At 65.2% G+C, this 12,217-nt stretch carries 11 protein-coding genes; 7 read left to right on the top strand and 4 right to left on the bottom strand.

What is annotated here, in order from left to right:
* Positions 1-101: 101 nt before the first annotated feature.
* Positions 102-1,049 carry a LysR family transcriptional regulator gene (locus tag R5R73_RS14795; RefSeq protein ID WP_071229865.1) on the top strand — a complete coding sequence of 316 codons (948 nt, stop codon included), beginning with the start codon at positions 102-104 and terminating at the stop codon, positions 1,047-1,049.
* Between the two features lie 3 nt (positions 1,050-1,052).
* Here the strand turns inward: R5R73_RS14795 and R5R73_RS14790 are convergent, their stop codons facing one another.
* The gene (locus tag R5R73_RS14790; RefSeq protein ID WP_071229864.1) at positions 1,053-1,973 is read right to left on the bottom strand and encodes a LysR family transcriptional regulator; all 921 of its coding nucleotides are present in this window, start codon (positions 1,971-1,973) and stop codon (positions 1,053-1,055) included.
* A 167-nt stretch (positions 1,974-2,140) separates the two neighbouring features.
* Between R5R73_RS14790 and R5R73_RS14785 the strand changes: the two genes are divergently transcribed.
* Positions 2,141-2,881, top strand: coding sequence for an SDR family oxidoreductase (locus R5R73_RS14785; protein ID WP_071229863.1), 741 nt, complete (start codon positions 2,141-2,143; stop codon positions 2,879-2,881).
* Positions 2,882-2,966: 85 nt separating this feature from the next.
* Here the strand turns inward: R5R73_RS14785 and R5R73_RS14780 are convergent, their stop codons facing one another.
* A complete protein-coding gene (locus R5R73_RS14780) occupies positions 2,967-4,181 on the bottom strand; it encodes an MFS transporter (protein WP_071229862.1) in 1,215 nt (404 codons plus the stop codon).
* A 109-nt stretch (positions 4,182-4,290) separates the two neighbouring features.
* On the opposite strand from R5R73_RS14780, the gene R5R73_RS14775 reads away from it, so the two are divergent.
* The gene (locus tag R5R73_RS14775; RefSeq protein WP_071229861.1) at positions 4,291-5,244 is read left to right on the top strand and encodes a LysR family transcriptional regulator; all 954 of its coding nucleotides are present in this window, start codon (positions 4,291-4,293) and stop codon (positions 5,242-5,244) included.
* A gap of 7 nt (positions 5,245-5,251) precedes the next feature.
* Here R5R73_RS14775 and R5R73_RS14770 read toward each other — a convergent pair whose 3' ends face one another.
* Positions 5,252-6,478: an MFS transporter gene (locus R5R73_RS14770; protein WP_071229897.1), complete on the bottom strand. Its 1,227-nt coding sequence runs from the start codon at positions 6,476-6,478 to the stop codon at positions 5,252-5,254.
* Between the two features lie 265 nt (positions 6,479-6,743).
* Positions 6,744-7,334: an NADPH-dependent FMN reductase gene (locus tag R5R73_RS14765; protein WP_071229860.1), complete on the bottom strand. Its 591-nt coding sequence runs from the start codon at positions 7,332-7,334 to the stop codon at positions 6,744-6,746.
* Positions 7,335-7,588: 254 nt separating this feature from the next.
* On the opposite strand from R5R73_RS14765, the gene yghU reads away from it, so the two are divergent.
* The 4 genes from yghU to R5R73_RS14745 all read left to right on the top strand — a co-directional run bounded on the left by yghU (position 7,589) and on the right by R5R73_RS14745 (position 12,215).
* Positions 7,589-8,455 carry a glutathione-dependent disulfide-bond oxidoreductase gene (gene yghU / locus R5R73_RS14760; protein WP_071229859.1) on the top strand — a complete coding sequence of 289 codons (867 nt, stop codon included), beginning with the start codon at positions 7,589-7,591 and terminating at the stop codon, positions 8,453-8,455.
* 162 nt (positions 8,456-8,617) lie between these two features.
* Positions 8,618-9,874: a dicarboxylate/amino acid:cation symporter gene (locus tag R5R73_RS14755; RefSeq protein WP_071229858.1), complete on the top strand. Its 1,257-nt coding sequence runs from the start codon at positions 8,618-8,620 to the stop codon at positions 9,872-9,874.
* A gap of 99 nt (positions 9,875-9,973) precedes the next feature.
* A complete protein-coding gene (gene solA, locus R5R73_RS14750) occupies positions 9,974-11,155 on the top strand; it encodes an N-methyl-L-tryptophan oxidase (RefSeq protein ID WP_071229857.1) in 1,182 nt (393 codons plus the stop codon).
* An 82-nt stretch (positions 11,156-11,237) separates the two neighbouring features.
* Positions 11,238-12,215 carry a putative RNA methyltransferase gene (locus tag R5R73_RS14745; protein WP_071229856.1) on the top strand — a complete coding sequence of 326 codons (978 nt, stop codon included), beginning with the start codon at positions 11,238-11,240 and terminating at the stop codon, positions 12,213-12,215.
* Positions 12,216-12,217 lie beyond the last annotated feature (2 nt).

Here is a 12,217-nt window from a genome sequence, read left to right as displayed (position 1 = left end):
TTAACTTTATCGACCGTTCCCGGCGGCGTGGGCTGTGTGCTGAGCGGCGGGCGGTGACGAGCAGGTGGTGACGAGCGGGTGGTAACGAGGGCCAGGGTCTGATGAGTCAACGCAAGATAACGCTGATGGGGCAGCTGGGAGACGTCGATCTGCGGCTGCTGCGTATTTTTCGCAAGGTGGTCGAATGCGGCGGCTTCTCCTCGGCGGAGGTCGATCTCAACATCAGCCGGGCCGCCATCAGCATGGCGATGAGCGACCTGGAGGCGCGGCTCTCCATGCGGCTCTGCCAGCGAGGCCGCAGCGGCTTCCAGCTGACCAGCGAGGGGCAGGCGGTCTTCGACGCCACCATGCAGCTGCTGGCGGCGGTGGAGGACTTCCGCACCCGCGTCAACGGGCTGCATTCCCAATTGACCGGCGAGCTCAATATCGGCATTACCGACAACCTCGTCACCATGCCCAACATGCATATCACTGAGGCGTTGAGAGCCCTCAAGGCCAGGGGCGACAGGGTGCACATCAACATCCGCATGGCGCCTCCCGGCGATATCGAGATGGCGGTTCTCGAAGGCAGCCTGCACACCGGCGCCGTGCCCAGGCTCAAGGCGATCCCCGGCCTCGATTACGTGCCGCTCTACGAGGAGCGGTCGGCACTCTACTGCAGCAGCCGGCATCCTTTGTTTGAGGATCGAGCCACCGGGCCCGATCGGATCGCCGAATACGACGCCGTCGTGCCGTCCTACGCCCAGACGCCGGAGATCCGGAAAGCGTACGAAAGCCTCAAGCCGATGGCGTCGGCCACCGACCGGGAAGGCGTCGCCTTTCTGGTGCTGACGGGGAGCTACATCGGCTTCCTGCCGACCCATTTCGCCCAACGCTGGGTAGAACAGGGCGAGATGAAGCAGCTCTGCCCCGACGATTTCGGCTACGAGACGAGCTACTGCCTGATCACCCGCAAGGGTCGCCCGCCCAACCTGGTTCTGGAAAGCTTCTTCGAGGAGCTGGATGACCTGATGGACGAATGGCGCCGCGCCGGACCGGCGTCTGGCTGAGGTTCACGGGCTCGGATTTTCGGGCGTGCCGAAGGCTTCCCAATAGATACCGGCGATCCAGTCCAGAAAGACGCGCACCCTTGGCGAAAGCTGGCGTCGCTGCGGGTAGACCGCATGGAGAGGGAGCGCCGGTTTCTTCCACCCGGGCAGGATTTCCACCAGCTCGCCGCTGGCCAGATGGGGCGCCAGGCTGAAGCGGGGGAGTTGAATCAGCCCGAAGCCCGCCCGAGCTGCTGCCACGTAGCTTTCGGCATCGTTGACGGTCAGCCAGCCACCGGTAGTAAAGGCCCGCTTTTCGCCATCGACGATCAGATCGAGAGTCCTGTCCGGAGCCTTGAACCCGGAGACAAAGTGAACGCCGTGATGGTCGCGGAGCGAGTCGGGTGTGCGCGGTATACCCATGCGTTCCAGGTAGGCCGGGCTCGCACAGATGACCTGCTCGAGTGTCGCCAGCCGCCGTGCGACCAGGCTGGAATCCTCGGGTTCGCCGCTGCGCAACGCGCAATCGATACCTTCGCCGACCAGGTCGACCCGTCGATCTCCCGTCGTGATGATCAGCTCCAGCGCGGGATAGCGCGCATGGAAGGCATCGAGCCGGGGCAGAACGATTCGACTGGCGTGCGTGCCATGCAGTTCGACACGCAATACGCCTCGTGGGTTGTCCGCAACCGGCTGCAGGATGGATTCGGCATCCTCGAGTTCCGCCAGCAGGTGGACACAGCGTTCGTGAAAGGCTTCGCCCTCCGGTGTCGGCCGAACCTGACGTGTGGTTCGCTCCAGCAGCCTCACACCGAGGCGAGTTTCCAGTTGCTGAATCGCCAGCGTCGCCGTGGCGCGGGGAATATCCAGCGCATTGGCCGCGCGCGTGAAACTGCCGCTTTCCACGATCCGCACGAAGAGCGTCATCGAATCGAACCGGTCCATTATTGTTCGCCTGGGCTGAATAGTGTTGGCAGATTAGTCGATTTATTCAGCTCATGGAAACGCCAATACTGCCTCTCGCTGGGCTGGTGGAGGCGACGACAAGGCATTGTTCGCCGGGCACTCGCTTCGCACCTGCCGATCCATCGAATGAGACAAGGAGTCGACTCATGACGAGTACTGAACAGAAAGTCGCGCTGGTTACCGGCGCCTCTCGCGGCATCGGCCGTGCCATCGCCCTGCAACTGGCCGCCGATGGTTTCGCCGTGGTGGTCAACTACGCTGGCAACACGGCGCTGGCCGAGGAGGTCGTGGCGGACGTCGAAGCCAAGGGTGGTCGCGCCCTGGCGGTCCAGGCCGATATCGCCGATGCTGACGCCGTGGCGCGCCTGTTCGAGCAGACGCTGGCGACCTTCGGCCGGCTCGATGTCGTGGTCAACAACGCTGGCATGATGCAGATGGCGAAGATGACCAGCGACAACGTCGCGATTCTCGACCGGACGCTCGAGATCAACCTGCGCGGCAGCTGGCTGGTAATGGCGAAAGCCGCCGAGAGCCTGGGCGAAGGCGGTCGCATCATCGCGTTGTCCTCTTCGGTGCTGGGCAAGTCCTTCCCGGGGTATGGCGCCTACATTGCCAGCAAGGCCGGAGTCGAAGGGCTGGTCAAGGTGCTCGCCAACGAGCTTCGGGGCCGCAATATCGCCGTCAATGGCGTGGCGCCCGGCCCGGTGGGGACGGAGCTGTTCTTCGAGGGCAAGAGCGAGGAGCAGATCCAGTCGATCGCCAACCTGGCGCCGTTCGAACGCCTGGGCCAGCCGGAGGAGATCGCCGATGTCATTTCGTTCCTGGCCGGACCGCAGGGCCGCTGGGTCAATGGCCAGATCCTGCGCGCCAATGGCGGCATGGTGTGACGCCTGGCCCCCGGGAAAGGAGATGCCGAGACGCCGCCGGTACGAAACCGGCGGCGCCCGGTGGCCTGCTGCCGTGTAGTGAGCGTCAGCGCTGCGCGGCCAGCGTCGGCGTCCGGTCGAGCAGGCGGATCAGGAACGCGCCCAGCGCCGACAGGGTCGCCAGCGCGATCACGCCCGGCCAGCCCCACGTGCCGAGCAGCAAGCTTCCCAGTGCCGAGCCCGCCGCCATGCCGATGAAGATCAGCGTGAACATCACTGCGTTGAGACGGCTGCGGGCGGCGGGGTCGAGTCCGTAGATCAGGGTCTGGTGGGAGACGAGCGTGGCCTGGATGCCGAAATCGAAGCCCAGCGCGCCAATCACGATCAGCCCCAAGGCCAGCGGCGCGGGCAGCCAGGATTCGGCCGCCATCGCCAGGAAGAAGAGCACCACGATCGCACTGCCGATGCGGGTGACCTGATGCGGGCCGCTGCGATCGGCCATGCGACCGGCGAGCGGAGCGGCAAGTGCACCGGCGGCGCCGGCCAGCCCGAACGCGCCGGAGACCGCGCTTCCGAGCTGGTAACTCTCGAGCAGGTGGATCGAAAGGGTCGACCAGAAGGCGCTGAAGGCGACCGAGAGCAGCGCCTGCGCCGTGGCGGCGCGGCGCAGTTCCGGCTGATCGCGCCACAGGTGGTACAGCGTCGCCAGCAGGGCGCGATAGCTGAGTCGCGAGGTCGGTTCGAACCGGGGCAGGCCGCGCCACAGCGCCACGCTGATGAGCATGATCAGCCCCATGGCGATGAGGAACATGGCGCGCCAGCCGAACGCTTCGGCGACCAGGCCGCTGACGACACGCGACAGCAAAATGCCCAGCAGCAGGCCGGTCATGACGGTGCCGACGACCTTGCCGCGCTCGCGATCGGCGGCCAGCACGGCGGCGGCGGGCACGATGTCCTGCGCGATGGTCGCGGTCAGGCCGACGGCGAGGCTCGCGACCAGCAGGGTAGCGATCGACGGCGCCAGCGCGGTCGCCAGCAGTGCCAGGGCCAGCAGAATGGCCTTGATCACGATCAGACGGCGGCGATCCACCCGGTCGCCCAGCGGGATCAGCAGCAGAATGCCCAGGGCGTAGCCGAGCTGGGTCAGCGTCGGGATCAGGCCGGCCGTGCGGGCATCGATGTCGATATCCGCCGCCAGAATGCCGAGCAGCGGTTGCACGTAGTAGAGCGAGGCGACGCTGAGCCCGGCGCTGGTCGCCAGCAGTAGTATCAGCCGGCGGGGGAGCGCGGGCGGCGCCGTCGCGTTCGAAGCGCAGTTCATGACGAGTTCCTGATGCGGTTTTGGGATGTCGTGCATTCTGATGGTGTATGACCATCGCGTGTAGTAGCGTGATTCGCACAACGCCTATGCACAGGATGAATGACACGCCATGGATGACGCCCGCTTTGGCTCCGCCGATCGCCTCGAACTGTTGCAGACCTTCATGCGTATCGTCGAAACCGGCAGTCTGTCCGCCGCCGCCCAGCGCCTGGACGTGAGCCAGCCCACCGTCAGCCGGCGACTCAAGGCGCTGGAGAGCATGCTGGGGCTGCGGCTGGTGCAACGCTCGACCCATCGTCTCAGCCTCACCGATGACGGCGAGCGCTGCTTTCGCCATGCCCAGGGCGTGTGCGAGCGCTGGGATTCGATGGCCCAGGACCTGCAGGGATTGACCGAGACGCCGCGCGGCAGGCTGCGGGTGCTGGTGCCGCATGCCTTCGGCCAGGAGCAGCTGCTGGAACTGCTGGAATCCTATCTTCGAGACTGCCCGGAGGTCAGTGTCGAGTGGCTGCTGCACGATCGCTATCCGGACTTCATCGCCGAAGGTATCGACTGCGTGATTCGTGTCGGCAAGGTAGAGGACCCGGCGGTCGTCGCCGTGCCCGTAGCGGAGGTGCCGCGTATCGTGGTGGCCGCGCCGGAGGTCGTCGCCGGGATCGAGATCGACGATATCGATGCCGTGGCTTCGCTACCCTGGCTGGCGCTGCGCACCTTCTACCGCGATCGCGTCTCGCTGACGCACGCCGTCGACGGTCGCGAACAGCACTTCGCCATAACCCCGCGGGTAAGTACCGACAATCTGGCAGCCATCCGTCGGCTCGCGGTTTCGGGCTTCGGCGCCGCCATCGTCTCGGCCTGGCGGGTTGCCGACGATCTGGAAGAGAAGCGTCTGGTCCAGCTGGTGCCGAGCTGGTATCCGTCGCCGCTGCCGGTCTATCTGGTCTATCCCTACGCCGAGGACTACCCGCCGCGCCTGCGTCGCTTCATCGAGCTGATGCGCGAGCAGGCCCCCGGCATGTCGGGCATGACGATGCGCCGGGAGAGCCCGCCCGCCGCCCGGTGAAGTACCGCTAGCCGGTGGATGCCTGACGCCGCCTTTCGTGCAGGATCAGCCTTGTGGCCACGGTCGCCGCGATCAGGCCGGAGGCGGCGGCCACCATCATCGCCCAGCGCGGCCCGGCATGGTCGGCCAGCCAGCCGACGATCGGGGCGCCGAGCGGTGTGCCTCCCATGATCACCGCCATGCGCAGCGCCATCACGCGGCCGCGCATGGCGGGATCGGTGGTCAACTGCATCAGCGCGTTGGACGCCGTATTGAAGGTCAGCGCCGAGAACCCGGTCATCGTCAGCATCGCGGCGAACACGATGACGTTGGGCGCGACGCCGGCCAGCGTGCAGAAGACGCCGAAGGCGAGCGTCGATACCGCCAGCAGCGGCAGGTTGGGTCGTTCGCGACGGGCGGCCATGAGCGCGCCGCCCACCGAGCCGACCGCCAGTGCCGAGGTCAGAAGGCCATACTGGTCGGCGCCGCCGTGAAACACGGTGACCGACATGGTGGAGATATAGATCGGGAAGTTGAAACCGAAGGTGCCGATCAGAAACAGCATGACCATCATCGCTTTCAGGTCGGGGCGTCTCCACACGTAGCGAAAGCCTTCCAGCAGGCCGCCGGCGCGCCGGCCCGACCTGAGCGACGTATAGAGCTGATCGGTCCTCAGCAGGAACAGCGAACCGAGCACTGCCGCGAAGGAGACCGCGTTGACGAGAAATACCCAGCCGGTGCCGATGGCGGCGATCAGCACGCCGGCTACCGCCGGGCCGATCATCCGCGCGCTGTTGAATGAGGTCGAGTTGAGGGCGACGGCATTGGCGAGATAGCGCTCGCCGACCAGATCGTTGACGAACACCTGGCGGGCGGGGCCGTCGAAGGCAGTCACGCAGCCGAGTCCGAGCGCGAACGCATAGACCTGCCACAGCGTCACCACGCCGGTCACCGTGACCAGGCCGAGCCCCAGCGCCAGCAGGCCCAGCAGCGCCTGGGTCAGCATGATCAGCCTGCGGCGGTCGAAGCGATCCGCCGCGTAGCCGGTGAACGGCAACAGCACCAACTGCGGGCCGAACTGCAGCGCCATGGTGATGCCCACGGCGCTGGCATTGTGGTCGGTGAGAATGGTCAACACCAGCCAGTCCTGGGCGACGCGCTGCATCCAGGTGCCGATATTGGAGACCAGCGCGCCGATGGCCCAGACCCGATAGTTGTAGAGTCGCAGCGAGCGGAAGAGGCGGGTATCGCTCATGATGCGCGGCATGGCCCGCGGCGGGGCACGACTATCGTGGGCAAGGTCGTTATCGAGACCGTCGTTGCGAAGACAGGCGTTATCGAGATCGTCGTTGCGAAGACAGGCGTTGTGGGAAAAATCGTCGTCATGCGAAGTTCGAAGGTTCCTTGTCCATGAAGCCGAAGCCGGCCGGGGTTCCTGGCCGGGGTCGCCCGCCGTCACGGGCGAGTGCTGTTCTCTAGTGTAGCGCGTCGACCTGCGAGGAGGGCGAGAAGGACGGGCTCTAGAAGGGCGGTGCGCGATGCCCACGCTGGCGTTTGCCCGCCTCGGTCCACCAGGCCAGGTCGTCGGCAAACCGGCCGAAAGCACGCTCGAAGGAGGCACCGGCATCGCCGAGAGGCGTGCCACTTTCATCCAGCGTCTTGCCGATCTGCCCGACGGCGACCGTGCTGGAGATCACCACCATGCCCATTTCGGCCAGCGTGCCGCGCCAGGCCATGTTGGCGTGGGCGCCACCGAGGCGGCCGGCCGAGTAGCTGACGATCCCGGCCGGCCGCCAGAACCACTCTTCCAGGAAGTGGTCGGTCAGGTTCTTGAGCCCCGGTTGCATGCCCCAGTTGTATTCGCCGGTGACGAAGACGAAGCCGTCCGCCTCGCGGATCTTGCCGGCCAGGGCTTCCATCGCCTCCGGCGCCTCGCCCTCGGGATACTCCTTGTACATGCGATCCAGCATGGGAAGATCGATTGCCCTGGCATCGATCAGTTCGGCGTCGATGCCGCGCGCAGCGAGCGTACGCACCGCATAGTCGGCCAGGCGGATACCGGCGCGGTCGGATCGGTAGGAACCGTAGAACACCAGGATGCGATCGGTCATGAGTAGCTCCTTGAAGCAGACAACGGCATTGACGGATTCCGTCAGATTAGGCTCTGAATGAAAAGTCGGCGAGCGATGGTGGCTGCATCCGGACATCGCCTTCGGCGGAATCGGATGACAGCGGCCGAGAGGTTGGTTTTTGCTCGAGGGGTCGCAAGATAATCCTTAACACGCTACCTTCCCTGGTAACCCTTACGACTCGCCATGCGTTTTTTCGTCATACGGTGCCGAGTCTTCATCGAGAGGAAAACTTCATGAGCCAGCAAAACGAGTACGTTCCGCCGAAAGTCTGGACGCCCAATAAGGAGAGCGGCGGAAAGTTCGCCAGCATCAACCGTCCTGTCGCCGGGCCGACCCACGACAAGGCGCTGCCGGTCGGCAAGCATCCGTTCCAGCTCTACTCGCTGGCCACGCCCAACGGGGTCAAGGCCGGGGTCATGTTCGAGGAGCTGCTGGCGCTGGGCAAGGACGCCGAGTACGACGCCTGGCTGATCAATATCGGCGACGGCGATCAGTTCGGCAGCGGCTTCGTCGAGGTCAACCCGAATTCCAAGATTCCGGCGCTGATGGATTACAGCGGCGACAAGCCGGTTCGCGTGTTCGAGTCCGGCTCGATCCTGCTGCACCTGGCCGAGAAGTTCGGGGCCTTCCTGCCGACCGATCCGGCCAAGCGGGTCGAGACCATGAACTGGCTGTTCTGGCAGATGGGCAGCGCACCGTATCTGGGGGGCGGCTTCGGCCACTTCTATGCGTATGCGCCGGAGAAGATCGAATACGCCATCGATCGCTTCACCATGGAAGCCAAGCGGCAGCTCGATGTGCTCGACCGGCGGCTGGCCGAATCACGCTACCTGGCGGGCGACGAGTACACCATCGCCGACATCGCCACCTGGTCCTGGTATGGGCAACTGGTGCTGGGACGGCTGTACGAGGCCGCGGAGTTCCTGGACGTGGAGAGCTACGAGAACGTCCAGCGCTGGGCCAGGGAGATCGACGCCCGCCCGGCCGTGCAGCGCGGCCGCATGGTCAACCGTACCTTCGGCGAGCCGGAAACCCAGCTTCACGAACGCCACGACGCCAGCGACTTCGAAACACGAACGCAGGACAAGATCGGCGGTTGATATCGCGCATTTGCCGCCCGGAGCCCGGCTACGTGCCGGGCTTTTTGCGTTAGGCTTTAGCTTTGGTCATGAGCTTTATCTTTGGTCATGAGCTTTAGCTTTGGTCATGAAGAGAAGATCCGGCAGAGCCATGACGCCTACTGCTTGCGATAGGGCATATCCATGAAAACGCTATTTCGAGGCTACCTCGACGCTTCGCTAATCCTGCGCGTGACCATCGCGCTGGTTCTCGGCGTGGTGGTCGGATTGATCGGTGGTGAGACGGTCGCGGGCTGGCTGGCGCCGTTCGGCGATCTGCTGCTGCGATTGCTGCAGTTTCTGATCGTGCCGATCGTGCTGTTCACCTTGATCGTGGGCATCAATCAGGCCGATCTCGGCCGCATGGGACGCATCGGTGGCAAGGTGTTTGGTTATTACGTGGCGTCCTCAGCCATGGCGATCGTGGTCGGGCTGGCGGTGGCGTCGCTGTTCTCGCCGGGCAGCGGCATGACGCTGGACGACGGCGCCAGTGTCGACGTGCCGGAAAACCCGGGCCTCGTCAGCGTGCTGTTGAGCATCGTACCGGACAATATCGTCGGCGCGCTCGCCGAACCCAACCTGCTGGGGATCATCTTTACCGCTTTCGTGTTCGGCATCGCGCTGCTGAAGATGCGCCACAGCGAGGGCCAGGGCGAGCTGGGCGAGAAGCTCTACGGCGTCATCGAAGGCTTGAACGCGGTGACCATGAAGGTGATGGCGGGCGTGCTGCAGTACGTGCCCATCGGGGTGTTCGCCATCGTCGCGGGAACCGTGGCCAGACAGGGCATGGATACCATTCTGTCGTTGGGCACCATGGTGATCGTGCTCTATCTCGCGCTGGCCATGCATCTGGTTCTCTATTGCGTATTGATGAAGGCGTTCGGGGTGCGCTTGAAAGCGTTCTTCCGTGAGGCGCGCACGCCGATGGCAACGGCCTTCGCGACCCAGAGCAGTACCGGCACGTTGCCGCTGACGCTGAACGCGGCACAGCGGTTGGGTATTTCTCGGAGTCTTTACGGCTTCAGCCTGCCGCTCGGCGCGACGATCAACATGGACGGCGCGGCAATCCGGATCGCGATCTCGGCGGTATTCGCGGCCAACGTGGTCGGCATGCCGCTGGATTTCATGACCATGGTCGAAATCGTGCTGATCGGCACATTGACCTCCATCGGCACGGCGGGCGTGCCCGGTGCCGGTATCGTGATGATCGCGACGGTCTTCGCTCAGGTCGGGCTGCCCATCGAAACCGTGGCGCTGCTGACCTCGATCGACGCGCTGGTCGGCATGGGCTGTACCGCGCTCAACGTCACCGGCGACCTGACGGGAACCGCCGTGATTGCCCGGAGCGAGGGCGAAGCCGAGCGGACAGCGTCGCAACCGGGCGAAGGCTCGTCGGCCTGATATCGGTTGCAGAGACGGGTCGCAGGGCTCGATTGCAGGAACCGGTTACAGGTCCGATTGTAGAGACCGATTTCAAGGGCCGATTGCAGAGATTATGGAATGTATTCCGAGACACATACGAACTATCTGATCATCGGTGGCGGCAGCATGGGGCTGGCGGCGGCGGATTACCTGGCCGCCCATTCCGGCGCCGGTGGCCACGTGGTGAGGGTGCTCGATGCTCATCGCCCGCCCCACGATCAGGGGGCGCATCACGGTGAAACCCGGTTGATTCGCCTGGCCTACGGCGAGGGCAGCGGCTATGTCTCGCTGGCTCTGCGTGCGCTGGAGCGCTGGCGCGAGCTCGAACGGGAAACGGGCGAATCGTTGTTTCTGCCCACCGGCGTGCTCAATCTCGGCCCGGCTTCGGCGCCGTTCATCCAGCAGGTCGAAGCCAGTGCGCGGCAGTACGGTCTGCCGCTGGAGGGCATGGATGGCTCGGCGGCATCCGAGCGCTGGCCGGGATGGCAACTCGATGCCTCGATGCGTGGCGGTTTCGAGTCGCGCGCCGGTGTGCTGCGGGTCGAGCGGATCATCGAGTGCTGGCGGCAGCGAGTCGAACGAAGTGCCAACGTGACGCTGACATCGGATGCTCGTGTCGTGCGCCTGGAACCTCTGGAGCAGGGCGGTTATGCGGCGACCTGTGCTGACGGGCGGCGATTCAGCGCCGACAGATTGCTGGTCTCCGCAGGGCAGCACGTAGCGCCGCTTTTGGCCGAGCTCGGGATCGAACTGCCACTGACGCGGGTGCGCAAGACGTTCGCCTGGTTCGAGGCCGACGACCGCTATGCCCCGGAGCGCTTCCCCGGCTTCAGCCTGACCGACGACGAGCTCGGCATCTACTATGGCTTCCCTGACATCAAGGGCGCCGGGTTCAAGATCGGCCGCCACGACAGCGGCCAGGTTCTGGCGCCGGGCGAGCCGATGGCGCCGTTTGGCGAACATCCCGAGGATATCGCCGAGCTCCAGCAGGTGATCGACCGCTATCTGCCGGGCGTCGGTACGTTGCGTCATGGCGCTGTCTGCCAATATATCCGCACCCCGGACGAGCACTTTCTGATCGATGAGCTGCTCCCCGGCCTGATCGTGGCCGGCGGCTTCTCCGGCCACGGCTTCAAGTTCGCCAGCGCCATGGGGGAGTCGCTGGGTCGCTGGCTGACGAGCGGTCGCGCTGCGCCGGAGCTGGCAGGGTTCGGGATGAGCAGGCTATCGGGGCGCGACAGCCAGGGCCCGCTGTCGTAGTCGTTCGTTCTGAAGCGCCGAGGCCTCGAGCGATGATGGATTTCGCGTAAACTGGCGGGCTTCACGAGCAAGTGGTGGCACCATGTCCTTCATTCCTTTTTCCGCGCTGGCCTGTCCGCTGGACGGAGACCCGCTGCATCGCCAGGGCCAGACGTGGCGCTGCGCGGCCGGTCACAGTTTCGATATCGCGCGGCAGGGCTATACCCACCTGCTGCCCGTCCAGCACAAGCGTTCCCGCGATCCGGGGGACAGCAAGGCGATGGTGGCGGCACGCCAGCGCTTTCTGAATGCGGGCCATTACCAGCCCATCGCCGAGGCGGTATCGCGTCTTGCCCTGGCGGAACGACCCGCCGGCGACGCGTTTCGCTGCCTGGATGCCGGCTGCGGCGAGGGGTATTACCTGCGTCGGCTGGCGGCGAGCGCCCCCGATGCCGTCTTGTCACTGTTGGGCCTGGATATCTCCAAGTGGGCGGTGCTGTCTGCTGCCAAGCAAGAGCGAGCGATATCGTCTGCTGCCAGGCAGGACAAAGACGCCGAGACGCCGGAAAGCGCAGCCGGTCGACAAGTTTCGACACATGGGCGAGAAGAGCGTGCCAGTTGGATGGTGGGCAGCAACGCCAATCTTCCGATACAGGATGGTTCGCTGGACTGCGTGCTGTGTCTGTTCGGCTTCCCGGTCTATCCGGAATTCGTTCGCGTGCTCGAGCCGGGTGGGGTGCTGATCCAGGCCGATGCCGGGCCGGACCATCTTCGCGAGTTGCGCGAGATCATCTACCCCAGCCTGAAACCGGAGCGCGAGCGATCGGCAGCGGTGCCCGAGGGGCTGGTGCGGCAAGACGTGGAGACGATCCGTTATTCGTTGGCGCTGGAGGAGCCGCAGGCCATTGCCGATTTGTTGGCGATGACGCCGCACCTCTACCGCGCCAGTGCCGAAGGCCGGGCCAGGGCGGAGGCGCTGGAAGCGCTTACCGTGACCGTCGATGTGCGCTTGACGCGGTTCGCGCGAGGGGCTGGTAACCGGGAGACCACACCGTCGGGAGTCGATTCTGCGCACACCTGATC

It is taken from the genome of Salinicola sp. LHM, from assembly GCF_034479735.1.
Taxonomy (GTDB): Bacteria; Pseudomonadota; Gammaproteobacteria; order Pseudomonadales; family Halomonadaceae; genus Salinicola; species Salinicola salarius.
Note: the sequence above shows the minus strand (reverse complement) of the source record. Positions and strands in the feature narration are given on the sequence as shown.